Source organism: Nocardia sp. NPDC005998, assembly GCF_040614395.1.
GTDB lineage: Bacteria > Actinomycetota > Actinomycetes > Mycobacteriales > Mycobacteriaceae > Nocardia.
The window spans coordinates 1-22,324 of sequence record NZ_JBEXUI010000067.1 but is presented as its reverse complement, the minus strand read 5'-3'; the positions used below and the strand labels follow the sequence as shown (position 1 = coordinate 22,324).

Sequence of the window (22,324 nt, the reverse complement as noted above, 5' to 3'; positions counted from 1 at the left end):
CCAGTGCCAGTTCGCCGTCGATTCGGTGGCGCTGTAGAAGTGGCTCGCGTTCGCGAAGGGCAGGAACGGCTGCACATTGCGCCCGAAGCTGCCGAAGGCGCCGAGCAGCGGCTCGATCAGCAAGGGCCACAAGACGATCAGTGAAATCGCCGCGGCCGACTGCCGCACCAGCACACCGATGCCGACCGCAAGGAGCACACTGAGCAGCGCGTAGATCGGGATGCCGTAGATCTCGCGCCAGGCATCGCTGCCGGAGAGCGTCAAATTGCTGCTCGCATCGCCGCCGACCGCCTTGGCGATCGCGAAGGCGGCGAAGGCCAGCACAATGGTGAGCACCGCGCCGTACACCCCGACCAGACCGGCCTTGGTCGCGATCACCTTCGCGCGGTGCGGCGTCGCCTGGAAGGTCGTCCGGATGATGCCGAAGCGGTATTCGCTGGTCACCGTCAGGGTGGCCATGATCATCAGGACCATTACGCCGAATCCGCTGATCCCGCCGACCGCCGTGGCGACGGTCAGATCCAGTGCGTTCTCTTTGCCCGATGACGAGCGGGCCACCGCCGCGAACAGCGCGGCCAGGCCGAGTGCCAGCACCACCACAATGGCCGAGCACCACCAGGGCGACCTGGTCGAGGTGAGCTTGATTCGTTCCGCTGCCAGCACGCCCATCAGAGCGCACCTCCCATCACCTGGTCGAGACCTTCACCGTGGTACTGCACCGCGCCACCGGTCATCCGCATGAAGGCCTCCTCCAGCGAGGCCCGCTGCGGCGCCAGCTCGAACAGGGTGATGTCATTGGCGCCCGCGAGCTTGCCGACCGCGTCGCTGGTCACCCCGGCGACCACCAGCGCGGCGCCGTCCTGGCCCGCGCCGTCTTCACGGACGGTCAGACCGTTGGAGGTGAGCAGGCTGCGCAGCTGCTCGAGCTGCGGACTGCGCACGCGCACCGACTGTTCCGAGGCGCGCTCGATGAATTCCTGTGTGGTCGAATCGGAGATCAGCTGACCGCGTCCGATCACCACCAAATGCTCTGCGGTCTGGGCCATTTCGGAAAGCAGATGGCTGGAGACCAGCACCGTCCTGCCCTCGGTCGCCAGCCGCTGCATGAAACGGCGGATCCAGAGAATGCCCTCCGGGTCCAGGCCGTTCACCGGCTCGTCGAACAGCAGCACCGGCGGATCGCCGAGCAGCGCACCGGCCAGGCCGAGCCGCTGTGACATACCGAGGGAGAAGCCGCCCGCATTCTTGCCCGCCACCTCGGATAGGCCGACCAGCCGCAACACCTCGTCCACGCGGGACATCGCGATGCCATTGGAGGCGGCCATCCACTGCAGATGCGCGCGGGCCGAACGGTTCGGATGCACCCATTTGGCATCCAGCAGCGCGCCAACGGCGCGCAGCGGATGGTCCAGCTCGTGGTAGGGCTTGCCGTTGATCAATGCGGTGCCCGCGGTGGGCTTGTCCAGGCCGAGGATCATCCGCATGGTGGTGGATTTACCGGCGCCGTTCGGCCCAAGAAACCCCGTCACCTGTCCGGGTCGAACGGTGAAGGAGAGATCTTGAACCGCGACGGTCTGCCCGTAATGCTTGGTCAGGCCTCTCAGCTCGATCATGTTGACCAGCTTTCCTCATCGCGCGCCCACGCGCGTCATTAAATGGTGCCTAGTTCAATCATCCTCGAGGATGACCAGACATCCGACCGCCCCCGACCCGCATCAGGGAATCCCCCTCCCCAATGCCCCCACTAACACGGCGGACCCCCGCCCCGCCCGCCACATACCAGCCACTGAACGTAACCAGCAACTGTACGTTGTGCCCAGAGCCAACACCATGGGGTAGTCGACAGGCCTCGGCTTGCTTCGGCGTCACCCAACCAGCCCAACATCCGTCGAGAATGCACTGATGCAGGCCCCACTCGACGTTTGCCTACACCAACGCATGGTGATCAACCGTCCAGGTGCTGGAGGGCCGGGCAGGGGCGAAATGTCACCGCTGTTGTCTGCTTCGATATGGAAAGTCGTGCAACGCAACCACAGCCAGTCTTCACGCCGGAAGCTGCGGGCCTGCCTACGCAAGCTGCGGAAGACAAAGCCGGGTACGTCACCCGTCGCGCCCAGCACCGCCCCCAGCAAAACCCCTGTACAGCAGCCCTTCCAGGACAGTCGCCCCCGAGAAGTCCATGCAGCACCACAGAACCCACCCCCACATCCGTCGAGAATGCGCTGATGCAGGACCCTTCTCGGCGTTTACCTGCACCAGCGCATGGTGATCAAACGTCCAGGTGCTGGAGGGGCGGGCGGGGTGGAATATCACCGCTGTTGTCTGCTTCGATATGGAAAGTCGTGCAACGCAACCACAGCCAGTCTTCACGCCGGAAGCTGCGGGCCTGCCTACGCAAGCTGCGGAAGACAAAGCCGGGTACGTCACTCGTCGCGCCCAGCACGGCCCCAGCAAAACCCCTGTACGGCATCCATTCCTGGACAGCGGCCCCCCGAGAAGTCGGTGCCGGACACAGGACCTTCGCCGTCACACCGATAACTCTGGTCACCGGGCCGGAAGTCGGCATAGCCGGGGACGGCATTCGCTGCGCCCGCCGACGCGGCGAGGGCGGCCAGAGCAGCCAGAGCAGCCAGAGCAGCCAGAGCAGCCAGAGCAGCCAGAGCAGCCAGGATCACTCTCTTCGGTGCACCGACTTTGCGCGACATGTGCACTCCCCCTGCGGGATCGGCTCGACATCGACATCGACCGATAGCCCTTCAGCGATCGTGGCTATATCGAGATCCCCACGAGCGTCCGACAGGTGGAACCAAACGAGCGTGCTGTCGGCGTCATCGAGTTCGATCACGCCGGTGCCGTTACGCGGTTTCCAGCGCCACACTGTGCCGGTTTCCATCTTTTGCCCCCTCCTGTCGCGGCCTACTCGGTCGCATTCAACGATCGCTTGAAAGCACCTCGCGCCGAGACGGTCGTGACTACTCACCGAGCCTTGGCCGCCAAGTCACCCGGGCATCGGCTGCGGCCACTGCGTCATTGAACAATGGTCGGATTCAGAGCTGACCGCGACACCGCAACCCGTGCGAGCGCCGAACCCTGGGCGATGGGGTCACTCCGACTCAGCGCGCGCCGGTGAGGAGGCCTGAGCCCAGAAGCGTTTGGGGATGCGACCGGCCTGGCGGGCCAGGTGACCGGCGTGTACCGCATTGCGCATGGCGGCCGCCATCAGGGCGGGGTGGCGGGCGCGGGTGACGGCGGTGGCGAGCAGGACCGCGGAGCAGCCGAGTTCCATGGCCAGGGTGGCGTCGCTGGCGGTGCCGATGCCCGCGTCGAGGATCACGGGTACACCCGCACCTGCCACGATCATTTCGATATTGTGCGGGTTGCCGATGCCGAGTCCGGTGCCGATCGGGGCGCCCAGCGGCATGACGGCGGCGCAGCCCGCGTCCTCCAGTCGGCGGGCCAGGATCGGATCGTCGGTGGTGTAGGGCAGTACCACGAATCCGGCGTCGACCAATTGTTCGGCGGCGGTGAGCAATTCGATCGGATCCGGGAGCAGGGTGCGCTCGTCGGCGATCACCTCGAGCTTGACCCAGTTGGTGTCGAGCGCCTCGGCCGCGAGCTGCGCGGTGAGCACGGCCTCGGCCGCGGTGCGACAGCCGGCGGTATTGGGCAGCGGCATGATTTCCAGCCGTTTGAGCAGGTCGAGGACGCCGGTGCCGCCGACCGCGTCGACCCGGCGCATGGCGACCGTGGTCAGTTCGGTGCCCGAGGCGAGCAGCGCCTCCTCCAGGACGGCAAGGTTTTCCGCGCCGCCGGTGCCCATGATGAGGCGAGAGCCGAACTTTTTGCCCGCGATCTCCAGTGCGCCGATTTCTGCCGGGGTGCTTGCGTTTTCCCGTGTGTCAGCCACCCTGAACCGCCGTCAGCACTTCGATCTGCCAGCCGCGACCGACCGGCTCGTCCCAGCGGGACTTCGGGAACACCGCACCGTCCACCGCGAGCGCGACGCCCTTGGACGGCAGCCCGAGGCGATCGAGAAGTTCACGCACCGTGAGCGATCGGTCGAATTCGTGGTCCTGCCCGTTCACGGTGACACCGATGGGGACCGAGATCGAGGTCATCGAACTCCTCCTGCAGATATGGCGAGCGACGGCGGGGGCGCCGTCGAAAAACGTTGGGGGTCGGCGGCTTTCGCGTCATCGAGCAGTGCGCCATCGAGCAGACTCTGCACCGCGTCGACGGTGAGCGGGACCGCGAGCATGCCATTGCGGCCGTGACCGGTGGCGGTCACGATCCGGTCGGTGAGTCGCCCGATCAATGGGAGATTGTCGGGGGTACCCGGCCGAGATCCGGCGCTGGCCTCGGCCAATTCGTATTCGCCGATGCCCGGCAGCACCGCCTCGGCGTCGGCGATCAGATCGCGGACCCCGGCGACGGTCACCGTCGTATCGAAGCCCGCCTCGTATTGTGTTGCGCCCACGACGATTCCGTCCGCACGCGGCACCAGGTAGACCTGCCTGCCGTGTACCCGCGCGCGGATCACCCGCCGCGGCGGCGGTGTCGCGCCGGGCCGATGACGCAGGCGCAGAATCTCACCCTTGACCGGGCGGACCTGCAGCTGCGGCCACAGCCGCGCCGAGGCCGCGCCCGCGGCGAGCAGGATCTGACCGTGTGCAAGCGCGTCCAGCGACTCGACCGTTTCCGCACGCATTTCGACTCCGGCTGTCCCACATGCCTTTTGCAGCGCGATGAGCAATTGCCGATTGTCGATGGCGGGTTCCGCGGCGGCGCGCAGACCGGCGCGCACAGTGCGCGCGAGCGCGGGCTCCAACGCGCGGACACCGGCCCGGTCCAGTACCTCGAGTTCGTGGCCGTGGCCGCCGACCCATTCGGCCACCGTGCGCAGGTCCGCGGCGTCGGCGCCGTCCAGTGCGACGGTCAGGGTTTCATCGGCCACGAACACCGACACCCCGGTCGCGGATTCGAGCCGGGCGGCGAATTCGGGCCAGCGGGCGAGCGAGGCGGCGCCGAATTCGAGGACCAGATCCTCCCCCGGCCAACCCTCGGACAGCGGCGCGAGCATTCCCCCGGCAACCCAGGACGCTCCGGATCCGACGGCAGGATCGAATACGGTGACCGACCATCCCGCCTCGGCCGCCCGCCAGGCGGCGGCGAGTCCGATGACGCCGCCACCGACGACGGCCAGAGTCCGCATTGATTCCACCTGCCTTACTATTTTCATCCCCACGGTAGCGCGACTACGGTCGAGCACGTGCAACCCTCCCACCAGTACCGGCCGCTACCACCCAGGGAGCGTTTGGCTACCGCCCGGCTGTATCTCTGCACCGACGCCCGCAGGGAGAAGGGCGACCTGGCCAGGTTCGCCGAGGCGGCGCTCGCGGGCGGTGTCGACATCATTCAGCTCCGGGACAAGGGGTCGCCCGGTGAGGCGAAGTTCGGCCCGCTCGAGGCCAAGGCCGAAGTCGGCGCGCTGGCCGAACTGAAGGCCGCGGCCCGCCGACACGGTGCGCTGGTCGCGGTGAACGACCGGGCCGATATCGCATTCGCCGCCGGTGCGGATGTGCTGCACCTCGGCCAGAACGATCTGCCGCCCTGGTACGCGCGGCGCATCCTCGGACCCGATGTGGTGATCGGCCGCTCGACGAGCAGCCGGGCCCAGGCCGGACTCGCCGCGATCGACGAGCACATCGACTACTTCTGCACCGGTCCGGTATGGGCAACGCCGACCAAGCCCGGACGTCAGGCCGCTGGCCTGGACCTGGTGCGTTCCACCGCCGACGCCCATCCGGTCCGGCCGTGGTTCGCGATCGGCGGCATCGACGCCGAGCGGCTGCCCGAGGTCCTCGCGGCCGGAGCCGAGCGCGTTGTGGTGGTGCGAGCGATCACCGAGGCCCGCGACCCGGAGGCCGCGGCGCGTCAGCTCAAGTCCGCACTGTTGCAGAACGCTCACCTCGGCTGAGACGCGCTCAACCCGATCCCAGTGCGGCGATGATGTTCGATTCGGCCAACTCGCAAAGGATGATCTCGAGCAGACACCGCTCGCGAATGCTCAACGCAGCCAAAACCCACCGAAACCGCGATCTCCCAAACCAGCGCTGCCCATCACCCCACACAGCTGACCTACAGACAGCGACCCCAAACCCACACCACTCACAAACACTCAACGCAGCCAAAACCCACCGAAACCGCGATTTCCCAGACCGGCGCTGCTCGCCGCTCAACCGGGCCGACCTACAGACGGCGATCTCGAACCGACACCACTCACGACTGCTCAACTGGGCCGACACCCGCCGAGCACGCATTCACCGCGACATTGCTCCGGGCTCGACCGCAGGTCCCCTCTGCGGTGCGCGCGGGCCCGAGACTGCACCTGTGGCGACTTCCACGGCATGTTCGCGGAAGGTGTGCGCCGCGGCCGGTCGCTCAGGACAGCAGTTGCACACGGGTGAGCGACAGGATCGGATCGGCCGCATCCGGCTGCCCGACCGCCGCCGACTCCAGCTCTTGGTCGACAATTCGGGCGAACGTACCCGGCCCGTCCGGTTCGGCGTGCAGCCAGACGAATCCCTGGTCGGCCAGGTCGACGGTGCGCGGCAGTATGGCCGCGACCGCATCCGCGTCATCGACATGCACCTCGTCGAGGCAGACGCGCGCCGGAGCGGCACGCAGCGCCGGCCAGGAAGCGGCGAATCCGGGGTGCAGCGGATGGCTGTCGACCTCGTCCTCCGGAACCCAGGCCAACGCACTGCTCTCCCGGTTGCGACTGGTCGGCAGCGTCATCGCGGCATCGGCCACCACGGTGACGTAGGTCCAGCCGCTCAATGCGGTCGCGGTGACCCGCTCGCCGCGCACGCGCACATCGGTGGGATGGATACCCGCCTCCTCCCATGCCTCGCGGACCGCCGCGTGCACCGGGGTCTCGTGACTGTCGCGGGCGCCGCCGGGCAGTGCCCAGGTGCCGCCCTGATGACTCCACGGGGCACGGTGCTGCAACAACACCGCCGAACCGCCGCCGGCGAGCGGCGCCCGCAGCAGCAGTCCGGCAGCGCCGAAGCGGCCCCAATGCCGCTGTCCGTCCGGACCACGGGACCAGCCGTCACCGTCACCAAGCATCTGGTTACCATCCTCATCCAGCCGAGGCGGGGGTATTGCACACGCCACGCCGCCGGTAAGACCACAATAAGCTCGCAGCAGGAGCACACGTGCGCACCTACCGGGGAGGTGGAGATGGCAGCGCTCGAAACGACGACGGCGGCACGGCCGACATCGGTCAGCGCGGATACCGCGCCGGATCGGCTCGACGTGCCGCGAGAGGCCGGACTGCGCGCCCATTTGGACCCGACCAACCTGCGGTCCTTCGCGCTATCGACGCCCGGTCGGCTCATCGCCATCGGCTTGCTGCTGATCGGACTCTGTCTCGGCGCGGGCATGATGACCGCGGCGACGGTCAACGATCGTCAGCATGCATTGGACACCCTGCTCGACGAAACCGAGCCGGACGCGAACTCCTCCCATCACCTCTACACCTCGCTGTCCATCGCGGATGCCGCCGCGAGTACCGCGTTCATCTCGGGTGGTCTGGAACCGCAAGCCGTGCGCGACCGCTACAGTCAGGCGCTCGGCGAGGCGTCCGCGGAGCTGGTGACGCAAACAGGCCACGCGGCCGGGCGGACCGCCGGCAATGACGATCCGGATACCCGGCTGCGCGCGGGGATAGCCACCGGCCTGCCGGTCTATTCGGGTCTGATCGAGACCGCCCGTGCGAACAACCGCAATGGCTATCCGGTCGGCGCGGCGTATCTGAGCGAGGCGTCGAATCAGATGCAGACCGTCCTGCTGCCGATGGCCGCCCAGCTGCAGAGCCATCGCTCCGATGCGGTCAGCACGGCCCAGCGCCATCACGTCCAGCCGCCATGGCCCGCGATCGCCGTGCTGATCGTGGCGCTCGGCACGCTGGTCTGGGCGCAGTTCGATCTATCGAAGCGCTGGCACCGCGTGCTCAATCCGGGACTGCTGCTCGCCTCCGCCGCGATGCTGGTCCTGTTGGCGTGGACACTGACCGCCGGATCGGTCTCGGCGGCGGAGATGATCGGCGGGCGGGACAATGGAGCCGTGCCCGCCTCCCGATTGACCGAGAGCCGGATCCTGACCCAGCAGGCCCGTTCGGCGGAGACGCTGAAGTTGGTGCGGCGCGATGCCAGCGGCGACTACGACCGGACCTATGAGGCCAGCGTCACCCGGCTCAACGAACTGCTCGGCGGCTATCCCGATGACGCGCCAGCGGCCGGAGAGATCGCCAACGCCCGGGCGGCACTCGGACGTTGGCGAGCAGCTCATCAGCGGATGACCGACGCACTGGCGCACGGCGATTTCACCGGCGCGGCGACGGTGGCGACCGGACCCGGTTCGGCCGATGCCGCGGCGCAGGTGGACGCACTGGACCGGGCGCTCGGCCAGGGCCTGGACGAGACCCGCGATACATTGCGCGACGACATCTCCGGCGCGGCACTTGCGCTGGACTTCCTGGCCCCGGGCGCCCTGGTGCTCGGGATTCTCGCCGCGGCCTATGTCGGCCTCGGTATCTGGCCACGACTTCGGGAGTACCGGTGAACCGGGCGCGCGGACTGCTCGCCGCGCTCGCCGCAACGGCCCTGCTCGCGGGTTGTACCTCCGGCTCGGATTCGACGATCACCCCGAAGACCGTCAAGTACACCGAGCCGCCGCTGCCCGCGCAGGCCGTTACGATACCGACGAATGCACCGGTTGCGCCGGAACGCGATGCACTATGCGGCGATCCGACCGCCAGCCTGCGGCCCACCGGTGCCGGCGCGAGCGCCCACGGCCCGACCATCGACGCGATCCGAGCCCGCGGTCGCCTGGTGGTCGGATTGGACACCGGCAGCAACCTTTTCAGCTTCCGTGATCCCGTGAGCGGCAGCGTTGTCGGCTTCGACGCCGATATCGCCAGAGAGGTCGCCCGCGATCTGTTCGGCAATCCGGATCAAATCGAATACCGCAGTCTCGGTTCGGCCGAGCGCGAGACCGCGCTGCAGAATCACAGCGTCGACCTGGTCGCCAAGACCATGACGATCAACTGCGAACGGCGCCAGCGGGTCACCTTCTCCACCGTCTATCTGCAGTCGTATCAGCGCGTGCTCGTGGTGAAGAACTCCGGTATCCGCACGCTGGCCGATCTGGCTGGTAAGCGGGTGTGCATCGTCTCGGGCACCACCTCGCTGGACCAAATGCGCCGCAGCCAGCCCGCCGCGACCATCCTCACCGTGCCCACCTGGGCCGACTGTTTGGTCGTCCTGCAGCAGCGCCAAGTCGACGCGGTCAGCACCGATGACGCGGTCCTCGCGGGTCTCGCCACACAGGACTCCTCCTATACCGAAATGGTCGGCCCCAGTATCAGTTCCGAGCCCTACGGCATCGGAATACCAAAGGGCAATGACGACCTGGTCCGCTTCGTCAACGGCACGCTGGAGCGCATCCGCAACGATGGCACCTGGGTTCGGCTCTACCAGCAGTACCTCACCGCCCTGGGCCCGGTCCCTGCACCGCCCGCGGCTACCTATCAGGACTGACGGCGATGACGCCACCGCACGATGTCCCCTCCGAGGATTACCCCGATTCGACCGAAACCGAGCAAAAGGAACCCGCCGAGCAGAGCCCGGAATCGGTTCCGCACCACCCCTCATCTGCCAATACGATCTGGCGCGAACCCGAGTCCAGCGAAACCGGTCGCCACGACGACGTGGCCGCCGAATTCACCGTCGGCGCTTGGAACCCACCCGCGGAACCGACCTCTGCCGCAACCGTCCGCACCTCCGGTCGCAGCGCCCGCACCGCACGCTCCCGGCCGACGACACGCAAACTCGGTGCCGGACTCGTCACGATCCCAGCGGTCCCGCCCGCCGATCCACGGACCGCGGTACTCGTCGATCCCGTTGTCGCCGAAGGCAGGCGCTACTGTTGGCGCTGCGGCAGCCCGGTCGGCCGCGCCACCGCGATCCGGCCGGCAATGACTGCGGGCACCTGCCAAACCTGCGGCGCACCATATGATTTCCGCCCGTCACTGCACGAGTGCGATATCGTGTCGAGCCAGTACGAGATCCAGGGCTGTATCGCGCACGGCGGGCTCGGCTGGGTTTACCTCGCGATCGACCGCAACGTCAGCGATCGCTGGGTGGTCCTGAAGGGTTTGCTGCATGCGGGTGACACCGACGCGCAAGCGGTGGCCGTTGCCGAACGCCAATTCCTCGCCGAGGTGGCACATCCCAGCATCGTCAAGATCCACAACTTCGTCGAGCACACCGGTCCGGACGGTGCGTCGATCGGCTACATCGTCATGGAGTACGTCGGCGGCCGCTCACTGCGCGACATCCTCGACACCTACCGGCGGCCGGAGCGGATGCCGGTCACCGAGGCCATCGCGTATGTGCTGGAAATCCTGCCCGCACTGGAATATCTGCATTCGATCGGGTTGACCTATAACGACCTCAAACCCGACAACATCATGGTCACCGAGGATCAGGTCAAACTCATCGATCTCGGTGCCGTCACGACCATCGGTGCCTACGGAAATCTGTACGGCACCAGGGGATTCCAGGCACCGGAGATCGCCAGGACCGGTCCGACGGTGGCCACCGACACCTTCACCGTCGGGCGGACGCTGGCCGTGCTGACGCTGGGCATCCCGATGGAGCGGGGACGCTACCTCGACGGCATTCCGGACCCCGCCGACCAGCCGGTACTCCAGCGCTACGAGTCCTTCTATCGCGCCCTGCTGTGTGCGACCGATCCGGATCCCGAGCGCCGCTTCCCCTCCGCACGCGCCATGTCCGCCCAATTGGCCGGAGTGCTGCGCGAGATCATATCCATGGAGACCGGCGCCGAACATCCACAGCTGTCCACAGTCTTCAGTCCACAGCGTGGCAACTTCGGCACCGAGGAGTTGATCAGCCAGACCGACGCCTATGCCGACGGCATCGCCAGGAGCAAACTGCTGCGCGCCGGCGAAGTGGCCACGGCCCTTGCGGTTCCGCTCATCGACCCGGCCGACGCGACGGTCCCGGTACTCGCGGCCGCCGCACAGGCCGAGCCGCGGGATGCGCTCGCGGCATTGCAGGAGGCCAGGACGCGCGGCGCCACCGATACCGACAATGCGCTGGGCGAACTGGATCTGGAGCTGACCCTGGCCGAGGCCCGGCTCCGACTCGAACTCGGTGAATCGGCCGTGGTACAGCAGATGCTGTCGCGGATCGCCGGCGATCACGACTGGCGCATCGACTGGTATCTGGGCCAGGCCCAACTGCTGGAATTGGATTTCGAGCGGGCCTACACCAGTTTCGATGCGGTACTTCAGGTGCTGCCCGGTGAGATCGCGCCCAAGCTCGCCCTCGCGGCCACCGCGGAACTTGTCCTGCAGCACTGGGATTCCGAGGATCCGCAGCAGTGGCACGCCTGCGCGGAGAAGTTCTACAGCACCGCCTGGCGCACCGACCACGCTGCGGTGAGCGCTGCCTTCGGCCTGGCCAGACAACTCGCGGTGGCGGGCCGGGTCGACGATGCGGTGCGCGCCCTCGACGAGGTACCTGCCGCCTCCCGGCACTACACCACGGCCCGGATGACCGCCGTGCTGCTGCTGCTCACCGCGGCGCCGAGCACCGAACTCTCCGAATCGACCCTGCATATTTCGGCTTCACGCATTCTCGACCTGCCGGCCGGCGAGGGCCGCGCGACCCAGATGCGCGTGCTCGTCCTCGGCACCGCGCTGGCCTGGCTGCAAGCAGGCAACACACCAAGAAGCGACGCAGCGACTCTCTTCGGCGCCCCCTTCACCGAGCGCGACCTGCGCGCGGGCATCGAAGCCGGACTGCGTGCCCTCGCCCGCACCGCCCCAGGCCGCAACCACCGCTACGCGCTGGTCGACCTGGCGAACTCGATCCGCGCCAAGACTTGGATCTAGATTCGAAGCTGGGCAACTGATCTCGTAGGAACATGGGTAACTCACCGGGTACCCCCAGAACCGAGCCACACTCGGAACCGTCGGCCCGCGACGACAGTCCCCCGCCTCCCGACGACCGGCAAAGGCCCGGGGAGGCGGGGGAGCTTCGGATCCAGGTTCGCAGAGCGTCGGTATACCGACGATCCGGGAATCCGCGTGCGTCCCGCCCGCCCCGGGGGCAGCCGGAGCGGACACATCGAGAGTGGCGAGGGCATCGCGGTCCCGATCGCGGCGGATGGTCCGCCCCGGCTTCGGTGTCCGGCGCGAACCTGATCCGACACCCATCCTGACCGATCGAGTGTGAGGATTTCGTGAGGTTTTCCAGAGCCCGGGCCCCGGCCCCTCAGCCAGCCCCCTGAGCTGTGACAACACGTTGCGCGGCGCGGGCGATCGCCAATTCCTCGTTGGTCGGCACGACCAGTACGGCCACCTCGGCATCGGGTGCGGAGATATGGCGGGCCGTATGTTCCCCCACGGTGTTGCGAGCCGGGTCGACCTCGATGCCGAACCGGGACAGCCCGGCCAGCGCGTCGGCACGGACCTGCGGACTGTTCTCGCCGACTCCGGCGGTGAAGGTGATGGCGTCGACGCCGCCCAGTTCGATCAGGTATGCGCCCAGGTAGCGGCGTAGCCGGTGGATATAGACGTCGTAGGCCAGGCGAGCCGCGGCGTCGCCCGCGTCGATGAGCCGCTGCAGTTCGCGGAAATCGTTGACGCCGGACAGGCCCTTGAGGCCGGAGTTGCGGTTGAGCATTTCGTCGATCTGGTCGATATCCATATGCGCCGAGCGGACCAGATGCGCGATGATCCCGGGATCGAGATCCCCGCCCCTGGTACCCATCACCAGCCCCTCCAGCGGCGTGAGCCCCATGGTGGTGTCGATCGGGCGGCCGCCGCGAATCGCCGACGCCGATGCGCCATTGCCGAGATGGAAGATGATCTGATTCAGCTCGGCCGGATCCCGCTCGAGCAGTGCGGCGACCCGGCCGGAGACGTACTCGTGCGAGGTGCCATGGAATCCATACTTCCGAATGCCCTGCGCGGCAGCGATTTTCGCATCGATGGCATAGGTCTTGGCAGCATCGGGCAGGCCGTGGAAGAACGCGGTATCGAAGACCGCGACCTGCGGTACGCCCGGCAGCAGTTCGCGCGCGCTCTCGATACCCGCCAGATTCGCCGGATTGTGCAGCGGTGCCAGCGAGGACAGCTCGGATATCGCTGCGACCACGGCATCATCGAGCAGCGTCGGCCGGTAGAACACCTCGCCGCCGTGCACCACCCGGTGCCCGACCGCGCGCACACCCGCGGCGGCCAGATCGTGACCGGTTTCGGCGAACATATCGAAGACCAGCCGCAGGCCCGCCGTGTGATCGGCGATCGGCCCGCGATGTTCGATGGTCCGGCCATCGACCTTGTGCTCGATCCCGGCGTTCTCCTCACCGATCCGATCGACCATGCCGGATGCGGCGACCACACCCGACTCCGGATCCAGCAGTTGGTATTTGATCGATGACGAACCGGAATTGATCACCAACACCAGGTCATCGGCATCCTTGGTCATCATGCCTCCTGCATCTCGCGCGTTCCCCGCACGCTGTCGGCAACCACGGCGACGACCGCGTTCTTCCGCATCATGGCGCCGATGTGTCGCGAGCCACTGGTATGGGAGCGGTGCGAGGCCGAGGTGCTCGCATCGAACGACGGCACCGGGTCAGCCCTCCTGCGCCTGGATCGCCGTGATCGCAACGGTATTCACGATATCGGCGACCAGCGCACCACGGGACAGATCATTGACCGGCTTGCGCAGCCCCTGCAACACCGGGCCGATCGCGATCGCACCGGCGCTGCGCTGCACCGCCTTGTAGGTGTTGTTACCGGTGTTGAGATCGGGAAAGACGAAAACCGTTGCCCGCCCCGCCACCTCGGAGTCGGGAAGTTTGGTGGTCGCGACGGTGGGTTCGATCGCGGCGTCGTACTGGATCGGGCCCTCCACCAGCAGATCCGGCTCGCGCTCGCGCACCAGTTTGGTCGCGACCCGCACCTTGTCCACATCCACGCCACTGCCGGACTCACCGGTCGAATAGGACAGCATCGCGACGCGCGGCTCGATGCCGAAGCGGGCCGCGGTGCGCGCCGAGGATATCGCGATATCGGCCAGCTGCTCCGAGGTCGGGTCGGGGACGACCGCGCAATCACCATAGGCGAGCACCCGATCGGCCAGACACATGAGGAACACACTGGAGACGGTTGCGACGCCCGGCACGGTCTTGATGATCTCGAAGGATGGCCGGATGGTGTGCGCCGTGGTGTGCACGGCACCGGACACCATGCCATCGGCAATGCCCCGGTGGACCATCATGGTGCCGAAGTACGAGATATCGGCCATGGTTTCGCGAGCGCGGTCGAGCGTCATGCCCTTGTGCTTGCGCAGTTCGGTGTACTCCGCGGCGAATTCGTCGAGATAACCCGAGGTGCGCGGATCGAGTACCCGCGCGGCCGAGATGTCGACGCCGAGTTCCGCGGCGCGGGCACGCACCGCCGCCTCGTCGCCGAGGATCATCAGATCCGCGATCTTGCGCTGCAACACCCGACCGGCCGCGCGCAGGATGCGGTCGTCGTCGCCCTCCGGCAGCACAATGGTCTTGCGATCGGCCCTGGCGCGTTCGATCAGCTGATATTCGAACATCTGCGGTGTCACCACCGAGGTATCCGGAATCTCGATGTGCTGCAATAACTCCGACGCGTCGACGTGCTGTTCCATCAGCGCCAGCGCGGTATCGACCTTGCGCGGACTGCCCGCCGACATCCGCCCGCGGGTGCGGTAGGCGGCGTTCGCGGTGTCATAGGTGCCCAGCTCGGTGGTGAGGATCGGCAGCTTGGGTTTGAGGCCGCTCATCAGCCTGGCGATCGCCGGATGCGGCAGCATGCCACCGTTCATGATGATGCCCGATAGCGACGGAAAGCCCTCCGCCTCATGCGCATTCACCGCACTGAGCAATACGTCGGAACGGTCCCCTGGTGCGACCACCACGACGCCGTCGACCAACCGCTCCAGAATATGTTCGACGGTCATGCCGCCGACCATGACCTGCAATGCCTCGCGCTGCAGCAATTCCACATCGCCGCTGTACATTTTGCCGCCGATCGCGGTACACAGCTCGGCCATGGTCGGCGAAATCAGCAGCGGCACCTCGGGCAAGGTCCACGACGGCACATCGAAGCCGCCCAGCGCCGCGCGGACCTCAGCCAAATGCTCCGGATCGCAACGATTGGCAATAATGGCCACCAGATGCGCATGTTCGAGCGACAGTTCGCTCGCACACAGCTCGGCCAGCTGTTTGACCTCGTCCGGTGTGCGGCCCGAACCGCGGACCACCAGCAGCACGGGCGCGCCGAGGTTCACCGCGATGCGGGCATTGAAGCGCAGTTCGCTCGGGCTGGCCACATCGGTGTAGTCGCTGCCGACGATCACCACTGCGTCGCACAACTTCGCGACCTCGTGGAAGCGCATGACGATCTCACTGATCGCGGCATCCGGATCGGCGTGCACCTGCTCATAGGTGACGCCGGTGGCCTGCGCGTAGTCGATATCGGCGGTGCTGTGCTCGAGCAGCAGCTCCAGGATGTAGTCCGGTTCGGTGGTCGAGCGGGTGATGGGCCGGAAGACGCCGACCCGGGCGGTGCTCGCGCACAGCATCTGGAGCATTCCGAGCGCCACCGTCGATTTTCCGGTGTCACCCTCCGGAGATGCGATGTACACAGCGGATGGAGCGGAATCGGCCATATCGAGAGCTTAATCAACTACCCGGTCCTGAAAGACATAGGTTTGCTGCTCACGTTCTAACTGGCTGTTAGAGGGGTGGCTGCTTTAGGCCCGGTTGATTGGGCGGCCCGATAACTTCGATGTCCGAGTGCGGCAATGTTCATTGCGGCGTTATGGTCGGCGTGGCCGCTCCACCCACAATTACGGCACCGGAAAAGTGCTTGACTGGGTCTGTTCGCGGGGTCGCAGCGCCCGCAGCGGTGACAGGTTTTGCTGGTGTTACGCGGGTTGATCACCTGCACAGGCAGTCCTGCGGCTTGCGCTTTGTAGGTGATCTGGTCACGCAGCTGTGCGAACGCCCAGGAATGTAATTGGTGCCGCTGCGTCCTAGCGAGCCGTACCCGGTCTCGAATTCCCGATAGATCTTCTACCGCGATTCCCTGGCCGGTGCGTTGTGCTTGGGCGACAATGGTTTTGGAGAGTTGATGGTTGACGTCTGTAGCGTACCGCGTTTCTTTCCTGCGGCGGGCCTTCAGTTTCCGTTTCGCGGACTTCGTCCCCACTTTTTGCAGGACGCTCCGCAAGATTCTGTTCCTCTTCCTGCGTGCGGTGACCGCACCACCAGACCACCGAGCGTCAAGGTCGGCGGGGTTGTCAGCAGTGGTAACCGCTAGGTTCACAATCCCCAGATCCACGCCCAGCCACCCAGTGGGGTCATCGGCCGGGACCAGCGCTGGCGGGGTGTCGGTGTCGACGGTAGCGTGGAGGTAGAAGTCGCCGTCGCGGAAGACCAAATCCGACTCACCCTTACGGTCAGCGAGCAGTTTCAACTGCCATGGCGCGCACACGAATCCGACACCACGCAGTCGCCCTGCGCTGCTCCAGATCGACACCGTCGATTGATCGATCTGCCACGACAGGCACCGGTCGTCGAATGGTTGGCCCGCGTGCTCGCGGAACATGATCGGCTTACCGAAGACTTTCACATACCGTTTCGATCCCGGCGTGCCGTAATTCCCGTTGGCCAGGTTCGCTTGTCGGGCCGCATACGCGTCCGCGACCTTCTTGATGACCCGGATCGCCGGTTGCGCAGACAGCCCGCACGCTTTGAGGTGAGCGTACACCTGTTTCTGCAGCGCGAACGGGCGACGATCGAGAGTGGTTTGCGCGAGCCGCGCGACCATGTTCGCCCCCGCATTACACAGCTTCAGTGTCGCTTTCAGCGCCAGATACTGCTCCCGGGTGGGAGCGAGCTTAACGACAACGACCCGCTTCACAAGCCAGCCCTTCCTATGATGATGCCATTCGGTCTTCGTCGCTGCGATGAGCACCTGCCCCGGACGTACTGCGAGCAGATCATGACAGAGGTGTATGACAAGTTCTACGTAACGTTGACTGGGTTCAACGAGAAACCGACCACCGGTTAACAAGCGGTTCTCACAGCCGTCCGGCGAGATCGTGACCACGCGGTCGCGGGTGTGCCCCGCGGCTATAGTCCTGGCATGGCCGAGCAGTTCCCGAACCACCAGTGGGGTTCGAACACCAATCTTCTTGCCCGCGTGGCGAGTAAGTTCGCTGCCACCAAGCCCGGTTCATGGTTCATCCGGCAGATCACGCCGCTGGATCGGGCCGTGCTCGAGCGCACCGACGCCAAGTACACGATCCTCGGCCCGATCGGCGCACCGGTCATCCTGCTGACCACCATCGGCTGCAAATCCGGCCAGCCGCGCACCCAGCCACTGCTCTATGTGCACGACGGCACCACGCTGTATGTGATCGGCAGCAACTTCGGGCAGGACAAACATCCGGCATGGTCGGCCAATCTGCTGGCGAATCCGAAGGCCACCGTCGCCATTGCGGGTCAGCGCATTCCGGTCCGGGCCGAACTGGTCGAGACCGACAGAGACGCCATATTCACCCGCTTTGTCGAGGTCACCGGCGCATACGACGCCTACCGCACCCGCACCACCCGCGACCTGCGCATCTTCGCCCTCACCCGGGGCTAGTCCGGACCCGAACACAGCCGCACCCTTTACACCCGCACGGGCTAGAGCGAGCAAAGGCCGACAAAGAGTGCCGGACTCAGCGCGACCCGCGCATCCAGTGCGGTGCGCACAACATCCTAGGAAGTCACACATTCTCGGCACGCCCAACTCGACCAAGCGGAACAACAACCGCACGCCGAACATCTCGTGTCAGAGCGAGCGCGAAGGCCGACAAAGGGTGCGGGGACCGCCGCTACCTACGCAGTGTCGTGGGGTGAGCGCGGCTTGGGCGGGTTGCGCGTTCTCGGCGCGCCCATGGAAGCGGGCGCGCCGAGGCGATGGCTCAGCCCAGTGCGCGCAGGCGGGGGGCCAGGTCGCGCTGGAAGAGGTCCAGGAAGCGACGCTGGTCGTGGCCGGGGGCGTGGAAGACCAGGTGGTTGAGGCCCGCGTCGAGGTAGGGCTTGATCTGCTCGACAGCCTGGTCCGGATCGCTGGCGACGATCCAGCGCTTGGCGATCTGCTCGATCGGGAGGGCGTCGGCGGCGGCCTCCATTTCGATCGGGTCGGTAATGGAGTGCTTCTGCTCTGCGGTGAGCGAGAGCGGGGCCCAGAAGCGGGTGTTCTCCAGTGCCAGTTCGGGATCGGTGTCGTAGGAGATCTTGATCTCGATCATCCGGTCGATCTGCTCGACGGTGCGGCCGACCTTGGCCGCGCCCTCGGCGACGGCGGGCATCAACTTCTCGGTGTAGAGGTCCATACCCTTGCCGGAGGTGCAGATGAAACCCTCACCCGCGCGTCCCGCATAGCGTGCCACCAGCGGTCCGCCCGCCGCGATGTAGATCGGGATGCCGCCCTTGGGCACGTCGTAGATCGAGGCACCAACGGTCTTGTAGTACTCGCCGTCGAAATCGGTGCGCTCGCCGGTCCACAGTGCGCGCATGAGATCCACGGATTCGCGCAGCCGGGCGAAACGCTCCTTGAATTCCGGCCATTCGCCGGTGTAGCCGGTCGCGATCTCATTGAGCGCCTCACCGCTGCCGACACCGAGCATGATGCGGTCCGGGTACAGACAGCCCATCGTTGCGAAGGCCTGCGCAATGACGGCGGGGTTGTAGCGGAAGGTCGGGGTGAGCACCGAGGTGCCGAGTTGGATGCGCTTGGTGCGCTCACCGACCGCTGCCATCCAGGCCAATGAGAACGGTGCGTGCCCGCCCTTGTGCCGCCACGGCTGGAAATGATCGCTGACCGTCGCGCTGTCGAGGCCGTGTTCCTCGGCCAGCACCGCGATTTCCACCAGTTCCCGCGGCCCGAACTGTTCCGCCGACGCCTTGTATCCGAGCTTGAGATCACCCATATGCGCCACTCCTGTCGCTTCGCTCAACGGTCGGTACGGGAGGTTCCGCACTCCGTCGGCCGCATGCGTCCCGCGACCGCATCCCGGTACAACCGCAAGGGCGACACGGGAGTTCCCGCACCTCGATCGGCGTACCTGGGCGCTGCGCGATCGCTTCTCACACGGCCTCCCCTCGACCATAGTCAGCGCGGCCCGACCTGTGTGCAGGGCCATACCAAAGGCCACACCAACTCGACCGCCATTCCCAACGGGGCCACATCGAAAGCGGCAAGTCATGCACCCAATGGCACCCGCCATCCGCCCGGTGATTCGCTCTCGCATATCGAATGGGCGTCGCGCACAACGCACAGAGTCTGTTGCCGAATACGCCGAACGTGCAATCGTGCCGCCACACCGCCGTCACGGCGACCGACCAAATCACCTAGCGGCGGGCATGATTGCGCCTCAGCCGTCCACATCGGCACGTGACCTGTGCCACGACCAAAAGCCGCGCCAAATTCGGCAACAGACTCCACACCGTGTGCGGGATGCCCCGTGGCTGTGCGTAGGCAGCAGACCCGCACGCTCGATGTGCGCACCTCGCTGGTGCGGTGGACGCGGTAGCTCGGCCGCGGATGGTGTGGGGATGGTCGCATCAGGATGGGTATTCGCCCGGTGGGCTGGCCGATAGCCGACAATTGACTCGTGATCACACCGGCTGAACCCATCCTGTCCTACCTCACCGATATGGATGGCGTGCTGGTGCACGAAGACCATCTGGTGCCCGGTGCCGATAAGTTCCTCGCGGAGCTGCGGGCCAATGAGATCCCGTTCCTGGTGCTCACCAATAACTCCATCCGCACTCCGCGCGATCTGCAGGCCCGCCTGCGCCACACCGGACTCGATATCCCGGAGGAGGCGATCTGGACCTCGGCGCTGGCCACCGCGACCTTCCTGAACGACCAGCGCCCCAACGGAACCGCCTATGTCGTCGGCGAATCCGGACTCACCACTGCACTGCACGAAATCGGGTATGTGCTGACCGATAGCGATCCCGATTACGTGGTACTCGGCGAAACCCGCACCTATTCCTTCGAGGCGATCACCACCGCGATCCGCCTGGTCGAGCGCGGCGCGCGGTTCATCGCCACCAATCCGGACGCGACCGGCCCGTCCCGCGACGGTCTGCTGCCAGCAACCGGTTCGGTCGCCGCGCTGATCACCCGCGCGACCGGCAAGGAGCCGTATTACGTCGGCAAGCCGAACCCGCTGATGATGCGCTCGGCACTGCGTCGAATCGGCGCCCACTCCCTGTCGACCGTCATGATCGGCGACCGCATGGATACCGATATCGTCTCCGGCCTCGAGGCGGGCATGCGAACCATCCTGGTCACCACCGGCATCTCCACCCGCGCATCCATCGAGCAATTCCCCTACCGCCCAACCCTGGTCGTCGATTCGGTCGCCGACCTGGTCGGCCGCACCGACAAACCCTTCGACTGATCTGGACGGCAGTCGCACCCTTGCCTCGATCCACATTTCGTGCGGGGTTCACAACGGAGCGACTGTCGTGCGGGGTGCAGGTTGTGCACAAGCGCATTGGACGGTGGCCCGCGACCACATCGCGCGAGAGCGCGCAACCACATCGCGCAGTAGCGCACAACCACACTGCGCAGTAGCGCGCGACCACCCTGCGCAGTAGCGCACAACCACACTGCGCAGTAGCGCGCGACCACCCTGCGCTGTAGCGCGCGACCACATCGTCCAGTTGCCCGCGACCACACGGCGCAGTAGCGCGCGACCACACCGCCCGGCTACCCGCGACCACACAGCGCGTTGCGCAAGTTGAGCGCGAGTACGTTGCGCAGTTGCACACGGACGCGCTCGCTTGTCCGATCACTGACGCGCCGGTCACGGGCTGATTGCGCGCGGAACTGCGACTGGGAGTTCAGGTTTCGTCGGTGAGGGTGTCCAGGGCGGCGGAGAGTCGGGTCAGGACCTGGACGGTCAGGGTGAACTGTTCGGGGCCCAGTTCGTCGGCGAGGCGTGCGGCGAGGACCGCATGCTGCGGGTTGATGCGTTTGATCGCATCGCGGCCGGCCTCGGTGACCGCGACGAGTTTCGCGCGTCGGTGCGCCGGGTTGGGCCGATATTCGGCAAGTCCCTTGTCCACCAAGAGATCCGCGATGCGCTGCACACTCTGGCGGGTGATGCCCATCGCGCGGGCGATCCCGGAGACCGGCAGCGGTCCGCGCAGCACCGCGCCGAGCACCTGCCACCAGGCGGCGGTCAGCCCCGCCGGACCGGCCAATTCCTCTGCGATGGTCAGGAATTGGCCGTTCAGCCGGAACGAGGTGATCGCCGCGGTGCTGAACAGCTCTTGTTCGGGCGTATCGCTCATGTCTGCGACGATGCCATCTCGTATTCGGCGAGTTCGGCATAGCCCGTCGGATCGCCGTGCCCGTACAGCCGGTACCAGGCGTCGAGGATGCGCGGCTCGTAGACGCCGAGCAGGTCGAGCACCTCACGCGCGAATTCGAAGGGCGCCACCGCGCTGGCCGTGATCACGTTATCGCCGGTCACGGCGGGTTCGGCGACGTAGTGCGCGGCACCCGAATATCCGCTGTACTGAAGAACTTCGACCGCATTGCTGGTGTGCGCCCGGTCATCGAGCAGCCCCTCCTTCGCCAAACCGAAGGTGGAGCCGCAGATCCCCGCGACCGGTACCCCCGCGTCGACGAACTCCCGGGCCTTGTGCGTGAAGGGCGCCAGTTCTTCGCCGGTCATCCACAGATCGGCCCCCGGCAGGATCAGCATCGCACTGTCGGCGGGGGTGAGATCGGCTAGCGCCACATCCGGCACGATGCGGACTCCCGCCATTGTGGTGATCGGATCCCGCGTCGGCCCGACGGTCCGCACCTGGAACGTCCCAGGAGCGAGCTGCCAGCGCGGATTGTTGATATGCGCGGTCGCGGCACCGACCTCCCAGTCGGCGAGCGTGTTGTAGACGGCCTGGTGAACAGTTCTCATCGTCATGACAGCATACTGTCATATTTGACAGCATACTGTCAATAAACGCGGCAACGACCACCCCCAACCTCGCGCTCACCCCCAACCTCGCGCTCACCCCCAACCTCGCGCTCACCCCCAACCTCGCGCTCACCCCCAACCTCGAAGGACAACGCAAGCGGACACAGAAGAAGAACAAAGGAGGG

At 66.4% G+C, this 22,324-nt stretch carries 18 protein-coding genes; 6 read left to right on the top strand and 12 right to left on the bottom strand.

Features of this window, described 5'->3' with window-relative positions:
- The 5 genes from ABZ293_RS40695 to thiO all read right to left on the bottom strand — a co-directional run.
- Positions 1-669: ABC transporter permease (locus ABZ293_RS40695; RefSeq protein ID WP_355189677.1), on the bottom strand; the 669-nt coding region annotated here is incomplete at its 3' end.
- Positions 669-1,613 (bottom strand): ATP-binding cassette domain-containing protein, encoded by a 945-nt coding sequence (locus ABZ293_RS40690; RefSeq protein WP_355189676.1) that lies wholly within the window; start codon positions 1,611-1,613, stop codon positions 669-671. The genes ABZ293_RS40690 and ABZ293_RS40695, both read right to left, overlap by 1 nt.
- A 1,490-nt stretch (positions 1,614-3,103) precedes the next feature.
- Positions 3,104-3,907: a thiazole synthase gene (locus tag ABZ293_RS40685; protein WP_355189675.1), complete on the bottom strand. Its 804-nt coding sequence runs from the start codon at positions 3,905-3,907 to the stop codon at positions 3,104-3,106.
- A complete protein-coding gene (gene thiS / locus ABZ293_RS40680; protein WP_355189674.1) occupies positions 3,900-4,118 on the bottom strand; it encodes a sulfur carrier protein ThiS in 219 nt (72 codons plus the stop codon). The genes ABZ293_RS40685 and thiS overlap by 8 nt, the downstream gene beginning before the upstream one ends.
- Entirely contained in the window at positions 4,115-5,212 is a 1,098-nt protein-coding gene (thiO, locus tag ABZ293_RS40675; protein ID WP_355189673.1) for a glycine oxidase ThiO, read from the bottom strand. Before thiO ends, thiS begins: the two co-directional genes overlap by 4 nt.
- A gap of 57 nt (positions 5,213-5,269) precedes the next feature.
- Here thiO and thiE point away from each other — a divergent pair, with 57 nt between their 5' ends.
- A complete protein-coding gene (gene thiE, locus ABZ293_RS40670; protein ID WP_355189672.1) occupies positions 5,270-5,977 on the top strand; it encodes a thiamine phosphate synthase in 708 nt (235 codons plus the stop codon).
- A gap of 464 nt (positions 5,978-6,441) precedes the next feature.
- On the opposite strand, the gene ABZ293_RS40665 is transcribed toward thiE, so the two are convergent.
- The gene (locus ABZ293_RS40665) at positions 6,442-7,131 is read right to left on the bottom strand and encodes an NUDIX hydrolase (protein ID WP_355189671.1); all 690 of its coding nucleotides are present in this window, start codon (positions 7,129-7,131) and stop codon (positions 6,442-6,444) included.
- 114 nt (positions 7,132-7,245) lie between these two features.
- Here ABZ293_RS40665 and ABZ293_RS40660 point away from each other — a divergent pair, with 114 nt between their 5' ends.
- From ABZ293_RS40660 to ABZ293_RS40650, 3 genes are read left to right on the top strand one after another with little or no spacing between them, the layout of a single operon-like run.
- Positions 7,246-8,628 carry a hypothetical protein gene (locus ABZ293_RS40660; RefSeq protein ID WP_355189670.1) on the top strand — a complete coding sequence of 461 codons (1,383 nt, stop codon included), beginning with the start codon at positions 7,246-7,248 and terminating at the stop codon, positions 8,626-8,628.
- Positions 8,629-8,669: 41 nt separating this feature from the next.
- Positions 8,670-9,605: a glutamate ABC transporter substrate-binding protein gene (locus ABZ293_RS40655; RefSeq protein ID WP_355189680.1), complete on the top strand. Its 936-nt coding sequence runs from the start codon at positions 8,670-8,672 to the stop codon at positions 9,603-9,605.
- A gap of 5 nt (positions 9,606-9,610) precedes the next feature.
- Positions 9,611-11,989: a serine/threonine-protein kinase PknG gene (locus ABZ293_RS40650; protein WP_355189669.1), complete on the top strand. Its 2,379-nt coding sequence runs from the start codon at positions 9,611-9,613 to the stop codon at positions 11,987-11,989.
- A 382-nt stretch (positions 11,990-12,371) separates the two neighbouring features.
- Here the strand turns inward: ABZ293_RS40650 and ABZ293_RS40645 are convergent, their stop codons facing one another.
- From ABZ293_RS40645 to ABZ293_RS40635, 3 genes are all read right to left on the bottom strand, one after another.
- Positions 12,372-13,589 carry an acetate kinase gene (locus tag ABZ293_RS40645; protein ID WP_355189668.1) on the bottom strand — a complete coding sequence of 406 codons (1,218 nt, stop codon included), beginning with the start codon at positions 13,587-13,589 and terminating at the stop codon, positions 12,372-12,374.
- Positions 13,590-13,739: 150 nt separating this feature from the next.
- On the bottom strand, positions 13,740-15,812 hold the full coding sequence (gene pta, locus ABZ293_RS40640) for a phosphate acetyltransferase (protein ID WP_355189667.1): 2,073 nt from the start codon (positions 15,810-15,812) through the stop codon (positions 13,740-13,742).
- A 56-nt stretch (positions 15,813-15,868) separates the two neighbouring features.
- Positions 15,869-17,068, bottom strand: a complete 1,200-nt coding sequence (locus ABZ293_RS40635; protein WP_355189679.1) for a transposase — start codon at positions 17,066-17,068, stop codon at positions 15,869-15,871.
- A gap of 225 nt (positions 17,069-17,293) precedes the next feature.
- Between ABZ293_RS40635 and ABZ293_RS40630 the strand changes: the two genes are divergently transcribed.
- Entirely contained in the window at positions 17,294-17,797 is a 504-nt protein-coding gene (locus ABZ293_RS40630) for a nitroreductase family deazaflavin-dependent oxidoreductase (protein WP_355189666.1), read from the top strand.
- 322 nt (positions 17,798-18,119) lie between these two features.
- On the opposite strand, the gene fgd is transcribed toward ABZ293_RS40630, so the two are convergent.
- Positions 18,120-19,130 carry a glucose-6-phosphate dehydrogenase (coenzyme-F420) gene (gene fgd / locus ABZ293_RS40625; protein ID WP_355189665.1) on the bottom strand — a complete coding sequence of 337 codons (1,011 nt, stop codon included), beginning with the start codon at positions 19,128-19,130 and terminating at the stop codon, positions 18,120-18,122.
- 726 nt (positions 19,131-19,856) lie between these two features.
- Here fgd and ABZ293_RS40620 point away from each other — a divergent pair.
- Positions 19,857-20,612, top strand: coding sequence for an HAD-IIA family hydrolase (locus ABZ293_RS40620; protein WP_355189678.1), 756 nt, complete (start codon positions 19,857-19,859; stop codon positions 20,610-20,612).
- 445 nt (positions 20,613-21,057) lie between these two features.
- Here the strand turns inward: ABZ293_RS40620 and ABZ293_RS40615 are convergent, their stop codons facing one another.
- Both ABZ293_RS40615 and ABZ293_RS40610 read right to left on the bottom strand, forming a co-directional pair.
- Positions 21,058-21,510, bottom strand: coding sequence for a MarR family transcriptional regulator (locus ABZ293_RS40615; RefSeq protein ID WP_355189664.1), 453 nt, complete (start codon positions 21,508-21,510; stop codon positions 21,058-21,060).
- Positions 21,507-22,145 (bottom strand): DJ-1/PfpI family protein, encoded by a 639-nt coding sequence (locus ABZ293_RS40610; protein ID WP_355189663.1) that lies wholly within the window; start codon positions 22,143-22,145, stop codon positions 21,507-21,509. Before ABZ293_RS40610 ends, ABZ293_RS40615 begins: the two co-directional genes overlap by 4 nt.
- Between the last annotated feature and the right edge of the window lie 179 nt (positions 22,146-22,324).